The following is a 20,848-nucleotide window of genomic DNA, read 5'->3' as shown; positions in this document are numbered from 1 at the left end:
TTACTGTTTAACTGTCGTTGCTTCCGCTCTGGCGACCACCTTTAACATAACCGTTAGACGATCACTTATTGTACTTCCTGCGCCTATGTTAAAATCCCGCCGGTTCATCGTGAATTCCCCTGTAAATAAGTATCCGTTCTCAATAGGCTGCGCCGTAAAAGGAAATGCTATATCCTTTGTTATTCCTTTTATGGTCAGCTTACCGGAAACAAATAATGTTCCGTTCTTTTTGGTAGTATTTATTTTTTCAGATACGAACCTGATCTGCGGGTGATTTTTGACATCAAAGAAATCGGCTCGGCGAAGGTGCTCATCGCGTTTGTCAACCCCGGTGTTTACTGAACTGGCATCTATATGTACATCAAAATTACAGCCAGCCATACTATCGGGCAGAAAGGTTATAGTGCCCGCCAGGCCGCTAAAAGAGCCGGTTGTATTGAATCCAAGGTTCTTTATTTTGAAAGAAACTTCAGAAGAACTATCGACAGGTACATAGTGTTGAGAATACAAATCACAGCATGCCAATAATGTGATCATAAGACCTGTGAAGCACTTCATATAAAAATCCTTTTAATGTAAAATACCCCTTGTTATTCAATTCGTTTGTTAATTTTTTTAACACAAGGTGGGGAAAAAATTCCCTAAAAAGGTGCCGGGTTACCAGGTGCCGGTTACCAGGAGGTGCCGGTTACCAGTTAACAGTTACCAGTTGCCGGTTACCAGTTGACGGTTGCCGGTTACCAGTTACCGGTTGCCAGTTGACGGTTGCCGGTTACCAGTTGCCGGTTACCAACTGCCAACTGCGAACTTTGAACTGCTACTGTTTCCCTACCACCCGTAACAGCTGATTACGGTACCTGATGAACAGAATCACACAGCATACGAAAGTGATAAGTGCATAGATGAACAATACTGCATCTCCATCGACTATAATACCTAAGATGGTTAAATGGAAAAATAAAGCACCGCTCATCAGCCCCAATCCCAACGCAGCTCCCCACCCTGTTGTTCGCGGATACAATATCAATACAGCGGCGATCAATTCCAGGATGCCGATACCGATGCGGCCCCAGGGTTCCATGCCCAGCTGCGTAAATAAAGCCACCGACTGTTCATGTGCGGTGAATTTGAAATACAGGGTCTGCAGCATTATTAGTGCTGCCACTACACGAAGTGCCCAGTAGAAGATAGTAGTACCTTTCATGGTCTGGTTGTTTTAAATTGAAGTGTGTAACCGTGGCACGGTTCAAACCGTGTCACGGTTTCCTGGAGACTATTCAGCTAGCTTTTAATGATCTTTGTCCAGTTGAGATCCGCATTCTTTTTCAAGCCTGCCTCGTCTTTATTCCATTTGGGAAGCGTATTATTCAGGAGTTTGTTATAGAACAGGTATAGCTTGCCATTGACGATCTTGAAAGTTTCCGGATCGATGGGAACCTTTTCGCCTTTATTGCCCATGGCATATGCACACCAGCCGCCGTATTGCGGTTCATATTTCAGCGGGTCTTTTTTAAAGGCGGCTTTATTGGCATCAGAGGAGAAATAATAAACCGCGCCCTGGTGAAATACAGCCAGCTCTTTACTGCCCTTAACCGGCTTATTCTGGTTGAAATAGGCGACCGGATCATACCCCTGTATGGCCAGCTTGTTTTCGAGGTTATAATGTTTTGTAAGCGGGTCTTTATCCTGGGCATGGGAATAACTGATACCGGCTTTCAGCGCTAAAAAGAAGATGGCAGTGATCAAATGCTTCATGACTTTTTGATTAAAGTGAGACAATTAATGACTGCACAAAACTAAATGGGCGGCTACGCGGGTTTGGTCGGCTACACGACAGTTCCCTGGTTTTGAAGTTTTTTAACATCCGGAAAACAGATCTCCGAACGGTTGAATTGAAGAAGCCCTTCTGCTGTCAATTCATTGATAAGGGTGGTAACGGTTTGCCGGCTCGATCCTATCAGGTTGGCAATGTCTTCGTGGGTAAGATAATTGGGTATACAAACCGAATTGGTGATGGTATCGCTGTTCTTTTGCAGCAGCTGCCACAAGAAATGGACCAGGCGTGTTTTCACATCTTTGTTCAGCAGGTTGAGCAGCCGGTTCTCGATGGTTCTTAGCTTAGTCCCTACCTGTTTACTGTATTGTAAAGCCAGGGAAGGTTTTTTCCGCAGTAATTGCTGAAAATCGTCGATCGAAAAAGCGCAAAGACATACGGCGCTTTTATAGGCCTGGGCAAATTCGCCGTTCAGGTTATTTTTTTCCAGGGTCACCTGGCCAAAGAATTCCCCTTGCTGAACGATCTCCCTGATCACTTCGCGGCCGCTTTCATCAATGTATCCAATGCGGATATAGCCTTCTTTTACAAAATAGATCTTGTTGTGATGAAAAGCCTCAAAGTAAATATAATCGCCTTTAGGCACTTCAATAAAATGGTTCACTACATGAAGCTCGAGATATTCTTCATCCGTCAAATGCGACCATAGATCGTAATTGCGTATTAACAGCCATTTTTGATCTGCTGACATGAATGCAAAATTAGCTAAATAGCTAATGTGATAATTCGATAATTTGATAATGTGATAATGCCTGGGCTGCCGTCCGATCGTTTTTAACATACCTGAGGTGCAGCAGCGAGCTTGGCATTCTGCCAGCTGTTCCGAAATCAGGGAACCCAATTATCAAATTATCACATTATCAAATTATCACATTGTCAAATTATCACATTGCCAAATTACTTCTTGATCAGCTTTATCACCAGCTTTTCAGCCCCCTGCACTATTTCGGCAAAGTAAATCCCCGGCGAAAAATGATAACCCGTTCTCAAATTGCCACCGGAAGCAAGACCGGTCCTTTTTTCAACCAGTTTGCCCAGCATATCCGTGATCGTAATTGTTACCGGCTTATCACTGCCGCTCCATTGCAGATTGATGTATTCTGTAAATGCATTGGGAAAAGCTTTTACATTCAGTTTGGCAGATACCTGCTCTGCAGGTTGCAAAGCGGATCTCGTTAATACCGGCGTTTGTTCGTATTTGATGGTGGTATAATCGAGTAAGGTTCCTTCGCCTACTGTATATCCTGTTACGTATACATGGCCGTTACCGTCTACGGCAATGTCGTTGGCAACATCAGTGAAGTTCGAATGATAATTACCACCTGTATATGGCCCATTATACCTGGCTACCCATTGCTGCACGCCGGCTGCATTGTATTTAACGGTGGCATAGTCCTCATATTGTAGGTTACCCCGGCTGGCTCCTGTTACATATACATTACCCTGGGCATCCAACGCGAGTGCATTGGCATAATCAATATTATGAAACCCGTCGTACCTGGCCACCCACAGCTCAATACCATTGGCATCATACTTTATAGTAGTATAATCTCCCGTGCCAAAGTCCGAGGGGTCTGTATTGCCATTACTGTCGCCTGTCACATACACATTACCAGAAGCATCTACGGCTATGTCGGTGGCTCTGTCGGTACTTCCGGCCGCAGCGGCATACCTGGCCACCCACTGCTGCACGCCCGCCGCATTGTATTTAATAGTGGCATAGTCGGCGCCGTCGCCATAACTGGTGCCGGTAATATATACATTACCGGCAGCATCCAGCACCAGGGCTACCGGGCTGTCATCCGCATCAGCCGGGCCATTGTACCTGGCCACCCATAACTGATTTCCATTGGCGTCATATTTAATGGTGGTATAGTCGAGGCCGCTGCCAATGCCCGTGCTCAGCCCGGTTACATACACATTACCAACATGGTCCACCGCAATGGCGCTTGCCCAATCCCTGTTGTTAGCAGGGCCATTATACCGCCGCACCCATAATTCATTGCCATTTTTATCGTACTTGATCGTGGCATAGTCCTCGGTAGCGTTCACGGTAGTTCCACTGCAGCTCCTGCCTGTTACATAAACATTTCCATGTGGATCTACAGCCAGGGCGTATCCATGATCCAGATAATTTCCAGGGCCATTATATCTTTTTATCCACTTTGTATTGCCATTTTTACCGTACTTAACAGTAGCATAGTCTTCTCCTGTTCCGGGCGCAACACTGATCCCCGTTACATACACGTTTCCGTCGCCATCCGTTGCTATGGCCTGGGCAAAATCATAATTAAAGGCTGTGCCGTTATATGTTTTTTCCCAGCGTACATTTCCATCCGGATCATACTTATAGGTGCCGTAGTCTGTTCCGGTCTCATGCAGGGTGATATGTCCGGTAACATGCACGTTGCCATCCTCATCCAGGGCAAGGGCAGCTGCCCCGTCGTTGCCTCCTTTTTCAACATCGTTCTGGCCATTATGCCTTGTTACCCATTGCTGCACGCCATTGGCATTGTATTTAACAGTGGTATAGTCCTCCGTGCTTTGTCCGGTGACATATATGTTACCGGCTGCGTCCATACCAATGGCCATTGCTCTGTCACGGTTATTTAAACCGTCAAAAATGGCTGCCCATTGCTGCTCGCCATTGGTGTTGTATTTAACGGTAACATAGTCTATTGCTTCCCATATGGAAAGGCCGCCTGTTATATATACGTTTCCGGCTGCGTCGAGCATCAGGTCTGTGGCCCAGGCGCTGTAATCACGGCCGGGACTTTTATAAATAGACGCCCACAACTGCACGCCTGCTGTATTGTATTTAATGGTGAGGTAGTCATTGTCGTCATCTTCGTCAACAGTGCCGGTCAACCCGGTTATGTACACGTTGCCTGAACCATCTACAGCCATGGCATTGGGCTCGTCGTGATCCTTGTTGTCATAAAAGGTAACCCATTGCTGGTGGCCCGCTGCATTGTATTTGATGGTTGCAACGTTGCTGTAATTTGCCCACTCATTTACAACGGTGGTGATGAAACCCGTTACATACACATTGCCGTTGTCGTCAACGGCCAGGGCTTTTGCCCTGTCGTGATGATTTACAGGCCCATCATAGGTGTTTATCCATTGCTGATCGCCATTGGCGTTATATTTAATGGTGATATAGTCGGCGTAGGTTCCACTGCCATAAGTGTATCCTGCTACATACACATTGCCCTGTTTGTCCACGGCAATGGCGGCAGGCTCATCGCGCCCGTTCACTGCACCATTATAACTTCGTACCCACAGGGTATCTCCGTCATTGTCATACTTAACGGTGGTAATATCCCCGATTGACCAGTGATCGGCGCCCGTTATGCCGGTAACATACACATGTTCATCATCGTCTACCGCCATGGCAAATGCCTGATCTTCTCCGTTTCCCTGAGTATTAAACCGTCTTACCCACAAGGTATCTCCATTCCCGGCGTATTTGATAGTTGTATAATCACTGGATGTTCCGTTCCCCCAACTCGATCCTGTTACATACACATTGCCGCTGCAGTCCGTTGCTATGGCAGTCGCAATATCGCTGCCGTTGCCGGGACCATTATATCTCCTGATCCATTTTAAGTCTCCGTCATCGTCATATTTAATAGTGGTAAAATTAGCATTGGCGCCACTGCCATCACCATACCCGGTTACAATCACATTTCCTTTATGATCCACTACCATCCCGGTTGGCTGGTCGCGGACATTACCAACGCCGTTTTCGCGCTTCACCCATTTTTGGGTAACCTGGGCAAAGCCAAGAGTGCAGGTAAAAAGAAGGCAGGCAGGAAGTATCGACTTCCCGAAAAGTAGGATTCTTTTCATTTTTTTCATATTAAGATTTAATAATAAATGGCAGGGATATCTGTCTACCGGCTAATGGCATCTTCATTGGGAGTCGAGACTTACAACCGTATTGTAGGAAAATTGAATTTGAAAAGCAGGCGGAGCTGTCTTTTGCCTGACGGGTATCAACATGACTTTTCGGAGCCTTGCATATTGCTGCAAAGTATATGCCCGGCCGGAAATGGGAAACATGGTAAAAAGCATTACGGATTGCGGGTAACCGTAATCCGTAATGCTGCTTTTGGTGAATCTTAGACGGAATAACCTTAAACTGTTTAAAGTTTAATTTTTGATCAGTTTCAACATCACTTTTTCTCTTCCCTGCACGATTTCTGCAAAATAAACCCCCGCCGTAAATTGATAACCCGTCCTTATGTTGCCGCTGGAAGCAAGACCGGTTCTTCTTTCTACCAGTCTGCCCAGCATATCCGTAATGGTTATAGTTACCGGCTTGTTGCTACCGCTCCATTGCAGATTAATGTATTCAGTAAATGCGTTGGGGAAAGCTTTTGCACTTAGTTTACCAGGCCCCTGACCGGCAATAACAGGGTTTTCCTCATCAGGACTGGTGGCCAACCTGGTTAACAAAGGCGTTTGCTCATATTTAATGGTGGCATAATCCACAGAGGTTCCAATACCTTCGCTCGATCCTGTTACATACACGTTGCCGTCATCGTCTACAGCAATGTCGCTTGCAGCATCACTTCTGGCGGCAGGCCCGTCGTACCTGGCCACCCATTGCTGTTGGCCATTAAAATTGTACTTAACGGTGGCGTAGTCGCCAAACAGGAGCCTGCTGGTACTGCTGCTCCCTGTTACATACACATTACCCACGGCATCCAATGCAAGCGCTGTGGCTACATCGCTTGCACCACCATCATAAAATGCCAGCCATATTTGAAGGCCCCCCGTAGAGTACTTAATGGTAAGATAATCACCTGCGCTCTCGCCTGTGATATACACAGTGCCAGCAGCATCTACCGCTATGTCCCTGGCATCATCAAAAACCGGCCCCTCGTACCTGGCCACCCATTGCTGTACGCCTGCTGTATTGTACTTAATGGTGGCAAAGTCATAGGAACTTACACCCCCTATGCTTCTCCCTGTTATATAAACATTGCCTGAAGCATCCACTGACAGGGCGTTTGCCTGATCAACAGAATTGGCGGGGCCATTGTACCTGGCCACCCAAAGCTCATTGCCGTTGGCATCGTACTTGATGGTAGTATAGTCTTCAAAACTGGTACTGCCCCAACTACTGCCGGTTACATACACATTGCCCGCTTTGTCTACGGCAATGGCCACTGCCCTGTCTGTAGAATTACCCGGACCATTATAACGTTTCACCCACTTTGTATTTCCGTCTTTATCGTACTTAATGGTGGCATAATCGCTGAACTGGTTAGCGCCTATGCTCGCGCCTGTTACGTAAACATTGCCCTGTTCGTCTGTTGTGATGGCGGTTGCCTGATCGACTGAATTCCCTGGTCCATTATACCTTTTTACCCATTTCGTATCTCCATCTTCACCATACTTAACAGTGGCGTAGTCGTCCCAGCTACTACCTCCCCAGCTGGTTCCCGTTACATAAACATTAGCATTTGCATCCACCGAAATAGCACTTGCCTGGTCGGGGCCAATGCCTGTGCCGTTGTATGTTTTTTTCCAGATCCTGTCTGCATCCGGTGTGTACTTATAGGTGGTATAGTCCATTCCGGTATTCAACCGGGTGACACCGCCTGTTACATGCACATTGCCATGTTTGTCAAGCGCAAGTGCGTTAGCGAGATCAGGACCTCCTTTTATCGTATTGTTCCTGCCGTTAAATCTTTCTACCCATTTTTGCTGGCCATTATTATTATACTTTATGGTAGCATAGTCAAAATTGTCGATCCTGCTCCTTCCGGTGACATAAACGTTTCCATCCTCATCAATGCCTATGGCATTTGCCTGGTCATCGTCATTGCCGGGACCGTTATAAGTGGCTATCCATTGCTGTACGCCGTTTGTATTGTATTTGATGGTAATGTAATCCACATCAGCCTGAATGGCAGCGGCGCCCGTAATATATACATTGCCGGCTTTGTCAATCACCAGGTCGGTGGCTGTGCTGTTCTGCTCGCTGCCGGGCGTAACAAATATGGATGCCCACTGCTGCACACCTGCTGTATTGTACTTAATGGTCACAAGGTCATTGTCAGGGTCTTCTTCAGCAGACCCAACGAAGCCCGTTATATATGCGTTGCCTGCAGCATCTACCCTTATGGCATTTGCTTCGTCGCGTGTGCCGTTGTTATAAATAGCAGCCCATAACTGCACACCCGCGGTACTGTATTTGATCGTGATGATATCGGTTTCATCTGTCTCCATATCGGCAGTGGATATGAAACCTGTTACATACACATTACCATTGGGATCCAGGGCCAGATCATTTCCCGTATCAAAAAGACTGACCGGACCATTATAGGTTCTTGCCCATTGCAGATCACCGTTCTTGTTATACTTAATAGTGGTAATATCACTGTTGAGCCCCTGCCCGCTGGCAGAACCGCCCGTTACATAAACATTTCCCTCTTTATCCACGGCAATGGCATTGCCTGCACCGGTACCAAAACTTCTAACCCATTTGGTATGTCCATCATCATCGTATTTTATGGTGATAATAGTGCTGGCAGTTCCGATGCCGGTACGGGAGAAGCCTGTTACGTATACATTGCCAACATCATCAACGTTAATGGCACTTGCCTGATCGACATCATTCCCGGGGCCATTATATCTTTTGACCCATTTGGTATTGCCATCATCATCATACTTGATGGTAGTAATGTCCATGCCCGTTCCAATGCCTGTACTGGATCCTGTTACAAATATATTGGCCTTGCTGTCGGTAGCTATGGCAGTTGCTTCATCGCTGCCATTGCCGGGACCGTTATACCTTTTCAGCCATTTTACCTCGCCATCATCATTGTACTTAATGGTGGCCCAGTTAGTGCCGGAGAGATTAATATCACCATCGGCCAGACCCGTGACAATTACATTGCCTTTACAGTCTACAACCAGGTCCCTTGCTAGGTCGTTCGCATTGGCATCCCCGTTTTGCCGTTTCACCCATTTTTCGGTAACCTGGGCAAAACCAATAGCGGAAGTAATAAGCAGGCTGGCAAGCAATAATGACTGCCTGAAGAGTAACTTGTTCCTCATAACTTGAGTTTTAGATGTAATAATGGTAAAGAGTAGTGAAGTAGTTATATAGCGGTAGCTGACCCCGTTACATACATATTGCTATCCTTGTCAACAAGTTGCGATCTTGCTGCGTTTATGCCGTTGGTTGAACCGTTGGAACGGGCCGCCCCTCCCTCAGCGAACCGGGCAAATGCAGTATGGGTAAGTAAAATGAGTGTTGAAAGAAGCCAGGACTTCTTGGTGTGTAGCATTCCTCTCATAAACAGATTGTTTTAATTGATCAATAGAATGCATTTTCATAGAGCTGGCTATTCTTTTTCCAATGAGTAAATTTTGCAGAACGGGAAACAGACTTGTTGGGTAGCGGGAACTTTACCGCAGAAAGTCAGGAGTATTGGAGCAATCAGGCTTAATGCTACTCTATGGGGAATTTTGGTAAGAGATCTTTAATAGTGCAAAAAACAATACAAAGAACGGTGATTAGGAAATATCTTCAAAGGAGGCATGAAAAGATTTTTACTGATACATATCAATAAAAGTACAATAAGGTCAAATCTTAATATGTAAGGCTGCTGCATTTCCCCAACCGGGGAATGGGGTGCTAAAAAAAATCCCGGCTTTTAGCCGGGTGTAATATGTTGTTACAGCGGTTTACCGGAACCAGTGCATTATGCCAGTGATGGTGACGGCTTTTTGCCCAATTCACGGATCATTCTGTAATGCGAGGCAATTGCCTGCTGCATGGTTGGAAATTCGTTATAGGTGATGTTGAACTGTCTGCAGGTTTGTTTCACGATCCTGTTGATGGCAGGATAATGCACGTGACTGATCCGGGGGAAGAGGTGATGCTCTACCTGGTAATTCAGTCCGCCAACAAACCAGGAAATAAATTTATTGCGAGGGGCAAAATTAGCGGTGGTCTTTATCTGGTGAATGGCCCACTCATTTTCAATGGTCATATCTTCCTGATGATCATAATGCACAAATTCGGTATGTTCTACCACATGCGCCAGCTGAAATACCACGGCAAGGGTTATACCCAGCGTCAGGTTCAGGGCAATAAAACCGAATAACCAGGGCATCCAACCCAGCCACAGGATAGGAAACACCACAAAAAACACTGCATATAAAGCTTTACTTACCCAAAAGATCACATGTTCTTTCACATCCATCTTTGTCATGGGCGTATTATGCACTTTCTGGTTGAAATATTTGGTGAAGTCCATCACAAAGAACCACGCCAGAGAGGTAAATGCATATAATAAAAAACCATATATGTGCTGGTACCGGTGGGGCGGAAACCATTTTTGGGTAGAACATTGCCGCATCAGGGGACTGAGGGCAATATCGTCATCAACCCCATCGATATTGGTATAGGTATGGTGAACGATATTATGTTTGAATTTCCAGATATAGGTATTGCCGCCCAGTAAATTGGAGCTAAGAGCCATCAGGTTATTTACCCAGCTTTTGCTTGAATAACTGCCATGACAGGCATCGTGCATTACATTAAATCCAATACTGGCCAGCACAAAACCCAACAAACAGCAAAGCAGGATGGCTAATGCGGCGGGCATCGGCAAAAAGAGCAGGATCGAATAAATGAGGATCGCTGAAGGCGCCAGAATGACCGTTTTGGAATATAATTTCCAGTTACCTGTTTTTTTTATCTGTTGTGAAGCGAAATACTGATCAACCGATGATTTTAACGTATTGAAGAAGGTCTTGCTTTTATTATTAAAGGTTACTTTATGCATAACAATGCCAGAAATTAATTTTTGTATCGACTTTAACTACTAAATAAAATGCTGCTACCAGTAGAGCCTTTATTGTTGGTGGGCTAAATACGACTTATTTAAGAGTCGCAAAGGTAACGAAAGAATTGTTAAAGAAGCCCCATTTCATAAATGATTTCAAATTGATAATTATCACGTTATTGTTGGCGAACGTCGCCAGGCAAACCAGGAGTAACAAACTGGAAGAATTACACTTTTTGTGGTGTTGCGTTCATAATACGGAGACAAAACATTCATGCTCGAACTTGGTTTTAACAGCACAGATTTAATACTTGTCAAAAAGTACAAACTCTATGCCATGAAGGATAGTGGATCTTGTTGAAAAAATGGCATTATAATCAACGAATTTATAGCAGCAGGATTGTGTGGCAAAACCGTTGATCAAAAAAACAGGTCTGGTTCCCCGGTTTGCTTTATAGTACTAATTGTTCGTGCAACCTGCTTAATGCGGCCTGTGGATCGCTGCAAAAACCAGGATGCACGCGTGAAGTTTGTAAGATCGTGCTGCGTTGCGCGGTTAACCATCTGAACCGCGAGGGCATGTCGAGCCGGGCGATGGGTCCGGCGCTTTTGTCGCCTTTGGAAATGCGGTCAAAAGCCTGCAGGTAAGCCTCAATTTCAGGGATATCCGCTTTTTCATTGAGCGCCAGCACGCGGTTTTCGTTGATGGTGTATATAGTTTGTAAAAACCTGAGCTCTTTACAATAGAGGATAATGCCCACATTGCAAAATTCTTCGCGTTCCACCCGTGGCACCATACGAATGACAGCGTACTCAAATAAGTATTTTTCGTGCATGTTGGGCTTCTTTTACAAAAATCTGAGACGATGCAAAACGGGTTATTAAAAAATCGGCGTACACCTGGCGGCGTTCGGCCGCAGATGCTTCTTCCAGGTCTGTCGACAACCATTCTTCCGGCAGCAGATCAACAATAGCGCGGATACGGTCTGCAGTAAGTAACTGGTGGAATTGGGCGTCTACTTCTTCCAATTGGGAAGCCTGCGGCAACAGCACATGATCCTTTATTTGTGCAAAAGGTTTTTGCGCCTGCTCTTTCCAGTTTTGCCAATTGTGATGAAAATATAAAGTAGCTCCATGATCGATCAGCCAGAGTTCTTTATGCCAGATGAGCATATTGGTATTGCGGGGCGTGCGGTCTACATTCATCAAAAGACCGTCGAGCCACACAATTTGCGAGGCCAGCCGGGCATCGGGCGTGGTCACCGCCGGATCGTAGGTAATGGCGCCCGATAAATAATGCAGCGCCAGGTTCAGCCCAACACTTGCTTTCAGCAGGTCCTGGATCTCTTCATCCGGTTCTGTACGGCCAAAAGCGGTATCTAATACGGCGAATACGAGCTCGGGCACTTTTATTCCCAGGGCACGCGCTATTTCCCCGCCGATCAGTTCGGCGATCAGCGCTTTGATCCCCTGCCCCGCTCCGCGGAATTTCAGCACATACATAAAACCATCGTCTGCTTCTGCAATGGCAGGCAGTGAACCGCCTTCGCGCAGGGGCGTAACATAACGCGTTACGTTCACAGTTCTTATTTCTGATTGATGCGGCATAATGGGGGGCTAATATAGGGATTAGTTGACCAGTGAACAAGTTGATAAGGTGACAGGTTGAAAAAGGCGGGAAAGAAATGGGTCTAAAAAAGTGAGCCATCCCCCAGCTGGCGGATGGCTCACCTGTACAATATTTCGCTTGTTGCGGTATTTGCGTTACGCGTACCTGGGTCCGCTTTTTGCGTTCCGTTTATTTTTCACTTAATGATACGCCTACCGATACCCGCGTATCGTCCATAAAGAGGTTCAGCGCAGTAGGTTTGGCGCCCGCTGGAATTTTATAGGTCCATTCTTCTTCTTTCGAAGTAGCTTCCGGTTCTGCTCTTAAAAAATCTGATCCATGGTCGCAGGTGATATTGGTGCCATTGTCTAATTGCAAACGGGATTTAGTATAATCCATATGTATACCATAACCCTGGCCGATCTGGTTTTTGTTGGTAAGGGTAAGCTTAAGTACCAGTTCAATGCCATTGTCTTTGCCATCGGGATCTGTTAGTGCCATGGCAGTAGCGCCGGTTATTTTTACCAGGGCTTCTCTCTTCTTGCCTAAAATAGCCGTATCAGGCGTAGTGCCTACTTTGTATTCCTTGGGCTGATTGGCGGCAGCCGGTTTTTGTTCTTCACTGGCGCCTGCCGTTTGGGTAGAACCAGTGGCTTCATCGGTTACTTCTTTTTTGCTATCATTTTTACAGGCGGTGAAAGCAAGAACAGCGGCCATAGAACCCAGGAAAATGACTTTTTTCATAATTAATGATTAGGTTTTAGTTTCCAATTGAAAAAGCATGCAAATAAAAAGTATTTAAGAAGATGCCAATATTAACTGTTCAAGAATACCTACTTACCACAGACATTGTCATGACCTTTTCGAATCGGCATTTTTTAAGCAACCGGTCCTGCCCTAAACGCCTTACCCGACATGCCCTATAATGCTACGCTGCCGGCCCTCGCCAGCGCCTCTTTTCTTACACAGGATATATGTGTCAGCTTCCATGATTTTGTTACAGGCAGATGAGTAAAACTGATAAATTATTTTGTTTGGCCTTAAGCAATCGGCGTTATGATTCTCCTGAAAAAACTATCTTTACAGTACCCACAGCCAGGCAGCCTGGCTTATTAAAAGCCAATTCTGAACTCAATAAAGGCTGAAAAATTTCGCTCTTCTTGCTGAACCAAAGCATTTTCTTTTTACTTCCCTGACATCGTCTCTGTAGTAACCCGGGACTATACCTGGACCGGTTTTACTGCGTACCTGCTTCGGTAATGTCCCGTACTTATTCCGTATATGTCTCGTAGATATCCCGTATATAAGCCGTTCCTTTAAAGATACGGGACATCTACGGCATACCTATGAGCATGCTGCTGGTAATGCAGGAGACATGGACGGATCCGGTACGAAGCAAAAGCGCAGCTAAACTGGTAGCAGGTAAATTAAAGGTAAAAGAGGGAAACCGGTTGCGAAGAAGTAAATAAACCGGGGTTTGTGTGGCATTTACGCAGGATTAATGTGTAAAAGATAGATAACCTGCATGATAGACCGAAGATGATATATTTTCAGTAATTTACATGTGTTGGTTTGCAGACAAGGCCCAAGAATCAGGCCAACCTGTAAACCGATTACTGTTAACTATTAAACCAACAAAGATGGCAAAGTTTGAACCTCCGTTTTCATATACGGGCTCAATAAGTAATATTTCGGTCTATAAGGTCCGCGGATCTGATAAACCCATCGTGCGAAAAAAAGGTGGTCCTACCAAAAAGCAGATCAAAACCAAAGACAGTTTTGCCGCCACCCGCCGGAATAATTCGGAATTTGGCGGAAGGGCGCGCATTGCCGGACAGGTACTCGACGCCCTGCGCCCACTCAAATACCTGAGTGATTTTAACCTGGCTGGTCCATTGAATTCCCTGTTCGTACCTATACAGGTGTTGGACACTGAAAGTCCACATGGCCAGCGCAATGTTGAGCTGACTAAAAATCCCGGCTTGCTGCAGGGCCTGAATCTCAACCGTCGCACGCCTTTTGAAACGATCGTTGCCAACCAGCTCGACTATTCACTGTCAAAAGAGACCCTGAAGGCTTCCATTACTTTTCCTGCGCTGGTACCAGACATTAACTTTTTCATTCCTGGTAAATATTCATGGTACAAATTCATTGCCATATTAGCTAATGTGGAGGACATGTATTATTCAGAAAGAGGTTATCAGCCTGAGCATGGAACAAATAAAGAAATGAACATGTTTACGACCGAAGAAACTGAGTGGATGGCTATTGCTCCCCGCACGGAACCCTTTAAAATGGAACTGAATAAACTGGGCGCGTATTATGAAAGGGTTGAAGATCGTAAAGAATTCAATCGACATAGCATGTTGCTGGCCGTTGGCATCGCTTTTGGCCATATGCCTAAAGGCCAGATTGAAATGGTGAAATACGTGGGCGGAGCCAAGATCCTGGCAATGGCATAACGAAGGCAAAAGGCAATAGGCAAAAAGGCAAACAGGCAATAAGCAATAGGCAACAGGCAATGGCAATAGGCAATGGGCAATGGGCAATGGGCAAAAAGGCAAACAGGCAATAGGCAATAGGCAACAGGCAATGGCAATAGGCAATGGGCAATGGGCAAAAAGGCAAACAGGCAAAAAGCAAAAGGCAAAAGGCAATAGGCAATAGGCAAAAAGGCAATAGGCAAACAGGCAATAGGCAAAAGGCAATATGCAAAAGGCAAGAACAAAACGCTTAAGGCAGAACGGGCTACGCTTAACAAATGGCAAAAACGAAACGCTTAACGGAGACGCGCACCGTGAACGTACACCGCGGAACGCAAAACGCTCAATGCTCCCTGCAAACGCTGAACGCTCAATAGCTAAGGCCGGCATTTACAATACTCACCTCGCAAAATTTTGAGCAGACACCCTTTCAAGCGCCAAACAAAAAAGACCACCTTGCGGTGGTCCTTCAATCAAATGATGACGTGCCTCACTCTTCTACTGTCATGCCCTTGCCCAGATCAAAGATTATAATAAGCTCACGAGTGGCTGCTACGCTACTGCTTTCCTAACCCTGCTCAATCACAATAATGGTGTCAATGTCATTAAGCGTAATACCTTCCGTTGAGATGGTAATACCGTTCTTTTGTTTGGTGAATTTTACCGGGGTATTTGTGCCCAGCACTTTCACCTGCTTTATTTTCAATTTTGCATCCGGCAGTAAGATGGTATTGCCTTCCGGCGCTTTGAATACATGCAAAAAGAGCTGTCTTCCTTTCCGGGTACTTACGCCCCAGGCTTGGGGCGCCAGTGGCCCGCCACGGGTACCATAAATACTCTCGCCATATTGTTGCAGCCACTTCCCTGCCCCGGCCAGCGTATCAACAAACTCTGATTGGATCAATCCCGTTGGCATGGGCCCTACGTTCAGCAGGAGATTGGCATCTCGGCCAGCGGCGCCCACCAGCAACTGCACTACCTGCTTCACTGATTTGTAATTCCGGTCGGTAATATTATAGCCCCAGGCCCCGTTGATGGTTTCGCAGGTCTCCAGTGGCATGGCATCGGAAGGTTTTTGAAAACTTAGTCCGGATTTGTTCTCACCGGGCAGGTCGCGCTCAAACATCTGGAAGTCTTCCCCGCTGATCGGCGATAAATGGTGGTTATTGCCGATCATACACTGTGGTTGTAATTTATGGATGAGTGAATAGATCTCGTCGTATTTCCAGTCGATTCGCGAAGAGCGGTCCGTATTGCCTTCGGGATTGGTTTGATCCCAATGCCCGTCGAACCAGATGCACATGATATCGCCGTAATTGGTAAGCAATTCGGTAAGCTGGTCTTTCATGAACTGCAGGTAAGAAGCATAATTGCTTTTGGCGGTTCTGCCTGTGCCTTTTCCCGTACGGCCGGTTTCCCAGGGATAATCATCGCGGTACCAGTCGAGCAGGGAATAATACAAACCCAGCTTCATACCCTGTTTACGGCATTCTTCCGACAGCATTTTGAGCACGTCTTTTCCGTAGGGTGTATTGGTTATTTTCCAGTCTGAATACCTGGTATCCCAGTTGGAAAAGCCATCGTGGTGGCGGGTAATGAAAACAATGTATTTCATCCCGGCGTTTTTGGCGGTGGCCACCCATTGCGCCGCATCGAATTCAACGGGGCTGAATGCCTTCAGCAGACGGCTGTAGTCTACTACTTTAATGTTCCGGTTATTCATGACCCATTCTCCATCGGCCAGCAAACTCGACAAGCCCCAATGGATGAACATGCCGTATTTATCGGACTGGAACTGTTGCCGGGCCTGTAGATTTTGTGCGGTTGGTGTGTAGTGGCCCGTATCGGTGACGGCGGATTGCGCCCACAGGCAGTTGATGGTAATGAAGAGGTTGATGATGACAAAAGCAATGTGTTTCATGCGGTGAAAATAAGTTGTTTTACTGTCACTTCCCTACAGTATAGTAAACCTGATATGAACTTTTTTGACATACATTTGGTTATTCAGGAGTTGCCGGTTGCCAGTTACCAGTTGCCGGTTACCGGTTACCAGTTGCCGGTTGCCAGTTACCAGTTGCCGGTTACCGGTTACCAGTTGCCGGTTGCCGGTTACCAGTTGCCGGTTACCGGTTGCCGGTTAGAGGTGCAATGATGGAATCGTTGTTCAGTATTGACCATTCACCATTGACCATTCACGACTATTCAATGCAATTAATTACAACTGTATTAATTAGCACATTAGCAAATCAGCACAACTTGTCCCGCTTTGCGGGATCAGCACATTGACAATTTATGGAAATAGGAATAAGCACATTCGTTGAATTAACGCCCGATCCGGCAACGGGGGCCACCATCTCGCAGCATCAGCGCATGCGTGATCTGATGGAAGAAGTTGAATTAATGGACCAGGTAGGGCTGGATGTTTTTGCGGTTGGTGAACATCACCGGCCCGATTTTATCGCTTCCTCCCCGGCTGTTATTCTCGCCGCTGCAGCTGCCAGAACAAAGAACATCAAACTCTCCAGCGCGGTAACAGTATTGAGTTCCGATGACCCCGTACGGGTGTTCCAGGACTTTGCCACTGTTGACCTGTTGAGCGATGGGCGGGCCGAGGTGATGGCCGGCCGTGGTTCTTTTATTGAATCATTTCCCCTGTTCGGCTATGATCTGAATGATTATGACGAGCTCTTTGCCGAAAAGCTCGACCTGCTGGTAAAACTGAATAAAAGCGAAAAAATAACCTGGACCGGCAAACACCGGCCGGCTATCGATAACCTGGGCATTTACCCAAGGCCCTATCATCCCGAACTGCCCATATGGGTTGCCGTTGGTGGAACGCCGCAATCGGTTGTGCGGGCTGCATCCTATGGCCTGCCCCTGGCGATGGCCATCATTGGCGGCAGTCCCGAAAATTTTGTGCCCCTGGCGCAATTGTACCGCAATACGTATAAAAAAGCGGGGCATGATGAGCAAAAACTGCAGCTGGCGGTACATTCACATGGTTATATAGCCGAAACTTCACAGCAGGCGGCCGACGAATTTTATCCTTCGTATAATCACGTAATGACCCAGCTGGGCAAAGAACGCGGCTGGCAGCCCATGACGCGGCAGCAGTTTGAGGCCATGCGCAGCAAAAGGGGCGCCCTGCTGGTAGGCAGCGCCCAGGAAGTGACCGAGAAAATATTGTATGAACAGGAAATACTGGGCTTAACCCGTTTTCTGTTACACATCAGCGTTGGCACCATGCCGCACGCGAACGTGATGAAAGCGATAGAACTATTCGGAACGAAGGTAGCGCCGGCGGTTAGGAAAGCATTAGCATCTTAGTTTGTAGTTTGTGGTTTATGGTTTATGGTTTGTAGTTTATGGTTTATCGTTTTAACCTCGCGATCAATAGCTGCCTCGACAACTGAACAATGAATAACTCAATAACTGAATAACTCAATAACTGTGATGAACTATAGAACTTTGAACTGTGAACTATAAACTGGTTTTTATCTGCTCCATCGCCTTCAATGCATTCAACTCAGTTTCCCAGCGAATGGTTTTTCCTTCTGCCTGCAGATAGGTAGAAAAGAACAGCCTGATGCTGTCGATCAATGTCGAAGGCAGGTCTTCCAAGGTCACTACGCGGTCGTACGCAGCACTTTGTTCGAGAATCGCAATATAGCGGTCATTACGGATCGTTTTCCGGGCATATGTCTCGGTGGCGGGCAGGCAACCAATAATGCGTACATCCATTACACAACCCGGCCAGCCCTGGTATTCCGAGATCACCATCACATCCAGGGGATCGCCATCTTCTCCCCTGGTGCCGGGAATAAAACCAAAATCGAAAGGGAATACCAATCCGGCGGCAAGCACTTTTTGAAAGCGGAATAATTTCAGGTCTTTGTCATAAGAGTATTTTTGAGCGCTTCCTTTAGGTGTTTCAACGATGATATCCATGGCAGCAAATTTGATGAGTACATAAACCCTATAGTCAACAAATGACATACCTCATTTTAATTTGATTATATCATTTTCATCATGCTGAAAATGATTTGAATAATCTATATTTGTTGCCTGTACTCCCTTAGCTCTTATATACTGTATCATAACAGTGCTTCTATACAGTGTTTTTTACAGGTTCTCGATACATACATTACCTAAATACCTTTCCATGCAAAGAGATGCACAAAAACCACATGCTCTTGCCAACCTATATGAAATGCTCAATGACTCCAGCATTGACCGGGTGATGGCTATTGATGATGAATGGCGTATTATCGCCTGGAACAAAACGGCCGCGCAGGTAACCGGTCTTGAGAAAAACGAAATTGTTGGCAAACGTTTTCTGGAAGTGTTCCCGCAATTGCAGGAAGACAGGGATTTAATGGATGCCATTGAATTTGCCATGCGTGGCAAGAAAACATTTCTACCTGCCCGGCAAGGGTTATTAAACCGGCAGAATTATGAGAATCATTTCATTCCCTTAAAAGATGACGAGGGTCATGTTAAAGGGGTGATGAATATTATGCACGATGTGGCGCACCGCGAAAAGGCTGAGAAGAAATTGCAGGAATTGAATGATGCGCTTGAACACAAATACCGGCAGTTGGAAACCGCTTCTACCGAGATGGCGACCTTTACGTATATAACGTCTAATGAAATAAAAGAACCGTTGCGGCATGTATATACCGCTTTTGAATTGCTGATGAAATCGGAAGGCAATTCGCTGTCGAATGGCGGAAAGGCGAATATCCGCCGGATCCAGGCTTCGCTGAACCGCATGAATTTGCTGTTGGATGATATCAGCGCCCTCAGCCAGATCAATAGCTTTAACCAGGAGCGTACTACCATTGATCTTAATGAGGTGTTCAGGCATGTGCAGCTCAAACTGCAAAACAAAATAACGGAAAAGCAGGCAGTGGTCACTGCAGGTGAACTGCCGGTGATCCGGGGCTACAGAGACATGCTGCAAACGCTTTTTTATAACCTGATCGATAACAGCCTGAAGTTTCAGGCGCCCGGTAACCTGCCGCAGGTGAACATCAGCTGCCGCCTGGTGCAGGACGATGAATTACCCGCCGGCTTTAAAAGAGCCGATAAAAAAATGCTGTTGCTGACATTCACCGATAACGGTATTGGCTTCGAGCCGCAATATGCCAGCCGCATTTTCATCATGTTTGAAAAGCTGCATCCGAAAACGCTGTACCATGGTTCGGGCATGGGCCTGGCAATTGCCAAGAAGATCGTTGAAGCCCACGATGGATTTATCCAGGCAATACCGCATGCCGATGGCGGCGCTACCTTCGAGTGTTATTTACCCACTGAATAAAAAAGATCAGCCCTTCCACTGTTGGGTGGAAGGGTTGATCTTTACTGCAATTTCAGGGCTATACTAAACTACCCATATTTTTTTATCCCAGTTGTAAGCACCTTCGTGCTCTGCTTCTACATTGATATAGGTTTCGGCTATATCTGTTAACAACTGATCGTTCATTTCTTCTTCTGCGAGTGTTTTATCCAGAATGTCTGCAGCTCTTTCCATTCCCATGGTCAATGCCAGCGCTACCAGTCCGCCATAGGAAGCGATCTCATAGTGCTCTATTTTCTGGGCGGCGATGATCAATGCGGCATCGCGGGTCATGGTATTTTCTTCGGTTTCGCGGATAATGGTTTTACACTCTTTGATGAGGCCATCCATGGCTTCACATCTTTTCCCCTCCGGTTTTTGTCCGATCATGTGGAAGATCTTTTCAAGCCGTTTCACATGCCTTTGTGTTTGTCGCATATGATCTTCTATGGCATCTTCCAGTTCTTCGGTAGTGGCGGCATTTTTTATTTCAGGCATTGCCTTCAATAGTTCCTGCTCGGCATAATACATATCTTTTACCTGGTCGATAAAAAATCTTTGCAGGTAAGATGGTGATTCATCGGCCCCTTGCTGCATCCCGCCTTTTTTCTTGCTTTCAGTTGTTTCGGGCAAGTGCCCGTTTTTATGTTTGCCTGTTTCTGTAGCCGTGGCCATATTAAAAAGTTTTATCGTGTTTATAAATTAGTGAATGGAAAGGATAGAGCGTTTCGCTCTATCCTGAATTATAAACCGGTTCTTATACACACCAGG

General features: G+C 46.1%; 18 protein-coding genes. 4 read left to right on the top strand and 14 right to left on the bottom strand.

Annotated elements, in window-relative coordinates; genetic code table 11:
- The 11 genes from JT717_RS14995 to JT717_RS14945 form a co-directional block, all read right to left on the bottom strand.
- On the bottom strand, positions 1-558 hold the full coding sequence (locus JT717_RS14995) for a YceI family protein (RefSeq protein WP_205511308.1): 558 nt from the start codon (positions 556-558) through the stop codon (positions 1-3).
- A 259-nt stretch (positions 559-817) separates the two neighbouring features.
- Complete coding sequence (locus JT717_RS14990) at positions 818-1,204, bottom strand: DoxX family protein (RefSeq protein WP_205511307.1); 387 nt, start codon at positions 1,202-1,204, stop codon at positions 818-820.
- 77 nt (positions 1,205-1,281) lie between these two features.
- The gene (locus JT717_RS14985) at positions 1,282-1,755 is read right to left on the bottom strand and encodes a YHS domain-containing (seleno)protein (RefSeq protein ID WP_205511306.1); all 474 of its coding nucleotides are present in this window, start codon (positions 1,753-1,755) and stop codon (positions 1,282-1,284) included.
- 71 nt (positions 1,756-1,826) lie between these two features.
- Complete coding sequence (locus tag JT717_RS14980; protein WP_205511305.1) at positions 1,827-2,525, bottom strand: Crp/Fnr family transcriptional regulator; 699 nt, start codon at positions 2,523-2,525, stop codon at positions 1,827-1,829.
- 206 nt (positions 2,526-2,731) lie between these two features.
- Positions 2,732-5,686 carry an SBBP repeat-containing protein gene (locus tag JT717_RS14975; protein WP_205511304.1) on the bottom strand — a complete coding sequence of 985 codons (2,955 nt, stop codon included), beginning with the start codon at positions 5,684-5,686 and terminating at the stop codon, positions 2,732-2,734.
- 303 nt (positions 5,687-5,989) lie between these two features.
- Positions 5,990-8,908, bottom strand: coding sequence for an SBBP repeat-containing protein (locus JT717_RS14970; protein ID WP_205511303.1), 2,919 nt, complete (start codon positions 8,906-8,908; stop codon positions 5,990-5,992).
- 44 nt (positions 8,909-8,952) lie between these two features.
- Positions 8,953-9,150, bottom strand: a complete 198-nt coding sequence (locus JT717_RS14965) for a hypothetical protein (protein ID WP_205511302.1) — start codon at positions 9,148-9,150, stop codon at positions 8,953-8,955.
- Positions 9,151-9,558: 408 nt separating this feature from the next.
- Complete coding sequence (locus JT717_RS14960) at positions 9,559-10,647, bottom strand: fatty acid desaturase family protein (protein WP_205511301.1); 1,089 nt, start codon at positions 10,645-10,647, stop codon at positions 9,559-9,561.
- Positions 10,648-11,099: 452 nt separating this feature from the next.
- Positions 11,100-11,483, bottom strand: a complete 384-nt coding sequence (locus JT717_RS14955; protein ID WP_205511300.1) for a DUF3037 domain-containing protein — start codon at positions 11,481-11,483, stop codon at positions 11,100-11,102.
- Positions 11,461-12,255 carry a HipA family kinase gene (locus JT717_RS14950; RefSeq protein ID WP_205511299.1) on the bottom strand — a complete coding sequence of 265 codons (795 nt, stop codon included), beginning with the start codon at positions 12,253-12,255 and terminating at the stop codon, positions 11,461-11,463. The genes JT717_RS14955 and JT717_RS14950 overlap by 23 nt, the downstream gene beginning before the upstream one ends.
- 190 nt (positions 12,256-12,445) lie before the next feature.
- Complete coding sequence (locus JT717_RS14945; protein ID WP_205511298.1) at positions 12,446-13,000, bottom strand: hypothetical protein; 555 nt, start codon at positions 12,998-13,000, stop codon at positions 12,446-12,448.
- 896 nt (positions 13,001-13,896) lie between these two features.
- On the opposite strand from JT717_RS14945, the gene JT717_RS14940 reads away from it, so the two are divergent.
- Positions 13,897-14,718 (top strand): hypothetical protein, encoded by an 822-nt coding sequence (locus JT717_RS14940; protein WP_205511297.1) that lies wholly within the window; start codon positions 13,897-13,899, stop codon positions 14,716-14,718.
- Positions 14,719-15,307: 589 nt separating this feature from the next.
- Here JT717_RS14940 and JT717_RS14935 read toward each other — a convergent pair.
- Positions 15,308-16,660, bottom strand: coding sequence for an alpha-L-fucosidase (locus JT717_RS14935; protein ID WP_205511296.1), 1,353 nt, complete (start codon positions 16,658-16,660; stop codon positions 15,308-15,310).
- A 54-nt stretch (positions 16,661-16,714) separates the two neighbouring features.
- Between JT717_RS14935 and JT717_RS14930 the strand changes: the two genes are divergently transcribed.
- Positions 16,715-16,891, top strand: coding sequence for a hypothetical protein (locus JT717_RS14930; protein WP_205511295.1), 177 nt, complete (start codon positions 16,715-16,717; stop codon positions 16,889-16,891).
- 140 nt (positions 16,892-17,031) lie between these two features.
- Entirely contained in the window at positions 17,032-18,066 is a 1,035-nt protein-coding gene (locus tag JT717_RS14925; RefSeq protein WP_205511294.1) for an LLM class flavin-dependent oxidoreductase, read from the top strand.
- Between the two features lie 153 nt (positions 18,067-18,219).
- On the opposite strand, the gene JT717_RS14920 is transcribed toward JT717_RS14925, so the two are convergent.
- Positions 18,220-18,735, bottom strand: a complete 516-nt coding sequence (locus tag JT717_RS14920) for an inorganic diphosphatase (RefSeq protein ID WP_205511293.1) — start codon at positions 18,733-18,735, stop codon at positions 18,220-18,222.
- A 166-nt stretch (positions 18,736-18,901) separates the two neighbouring features.
- Between JT717_RS14920 and JT717_RS14915 the strand changes: the two genes are divergently transcribed.
- Positions 18,902-20,059: a sensor histidine kinase gene (locus JT717_RS14915; protein ID WP_205511292.1), complete on the top strand. Its 1,158-nt coding sequence runs from the start codon at positions 18,902-18,904 to the stop codon at positions 20,057-20,059.
- Positions 20,060-20,122: 63 nt separating this feature from the next.
- On the opposite strand, the gene JT717_RS14910 is transcribed toward JT717_RS14915, so the two are convergent.
- Positions 20,123-20,752: a ferritin-like domain-containing protein gene (locus JT717_RS14910; RefSeq protein WP_205511291.1), complete on the bottom strand. Its 630-nt coding sequence runs from the start codon at positions 20,750-20,752 to the stop codon at positions 20,123-20,125.
- Positions 20,753-20,848 lie beyond the last annotated feature (96 nt).

The sequence above is a fragment of the Longitalea arenae genome, from assembly GCF_016924755.1.
GTDB classification, from domain to species: Bacteria; Bacteroidota; Bacteroidia; order Chitinophagales; family Chitinophagaceae; genus Niastella; species Niastella arenae.
This window is presented reverse-complemented; position numbering and strand designations above follow the sequence as displayed.

Coding starts and splice junctions, on each gene's coding strand:
- JT717_RS14995 (WP_205511308.1), bottom strand. CDS start 558: ATGAAGTGCTTCACAGGTCTTATGATCACATTATTGGCATGCTGTGAT.
- JT717_RS14990 (WP_205511307.1), bottom strand. CDS start 1,204: ATGAAAGGTACTACTATCTTCTACTGGGCACTTCGTGTAGTGGCAGCA.
- JT717_RS14985 (WP_205511306.1), bottom strand. CDS start 1,755: ATGAAGCATTTGATCACTGCCATCTTCTTTTTAGCGCTGAAAGCCGGT.
- JT717_RS14980 (WP_205511305.1), bottom strand. CDS start 2,525: ATGTCAGCAGATCAAAAATGGCTGTTAATACGCAATTACGATCTATGG.
- JT717_RS14975 (WP_205511304.1), bottom strand. CDS start 5,686: ATGAAAAGAATCCTACTTTTCGGGAAGTCGATACTTCCTGCCTGCCTT.
- JT717_RS14970 (WP_205511303.1), bottom strand. CDS start 8,908: ATGAGGAACAAGTTACTCTTCAGGCAGTCATTATTGCTTGCCAGCCTG.
- JT717_RS14965 (WP_205511302.1), bottom strand. CDS start 9,150: ATGAGAGGAATGCTACACACCAAGAAGTCCTGGCTTCTTTCAACACTC.
- JT717_RS14960 (WP_205511301.1), bottom strand. CDS start 10,647: ATGCATAAAGTAACCTTTAATAATAAAAGCAAGACCTTCTTCAATACG.
- JT717_RS14955 (WP_205511300.1), bottom strand. CDS start 11,483: ATGCACGAAAAATACTTATTTGAGTACGCTGTCATTCGTATGGTGCCA.
- JT717_RS14950 (WP_205511299.1), bottom strand. CDS start 12,255: ATGCCGCATCAATCAGAAATAAGAACTGTGAACGTAACGCGTTATGTT.
- JT717_RS14945 (WP_205511298.1), bottom strand. CDS start 13,000: ATGAAAAAAGTCATTTTCCTGGGTTCTATGGCCGCTGTTCTTGCTTTC.
- JT717_RS14940 (WP_205511297.1), top strand. CDS start 13,897: ATGGCAAAGTTTGAACCTCCGTTTTCATATACGGGCTCAATAAGTAAT.
- JT717_RS14935 (WP_205511296.1), bottom strand. CDS start 16,660: ATGAAACACATTGCTTTTGTCATCATCAACCTCTTCATTACCATCAAC.
- JT717_RS14930 (WP_205511295.1), top strand. CDS start 16,715: ATGAACTTTTTTGACATACATTTGGTTATTCAGGAGTTGCCGGTTGCC.
- JT717_RS14925 (WP_205511294.1), top strand. CDS start 17,032: ATGGAAATAGGAATAAGCACATTCGTTGAATTAACGCCCGATCCGGCA.
- JT717_RS14920 (WP_205511293.1), bottom strand. CDS start 18,735: ATGTCATTTGTTGACTATAGGGTTTATGTACTCATCAAATTTGCTGCC.
- JT717_RS14915 (WP_205511292.1), top strand. CDS start 18,902: ATGCAAAGAGATGCACAAAAACCACATGCTCTTGCCAACCTATATGAA.
- JT717_RS14910 (WP_205511291.1), bottom strand. CDS start 20,752: ATGGCCACGGCTACAGAAACAGGCAAACATAAAAACGGGCACTTGCCC.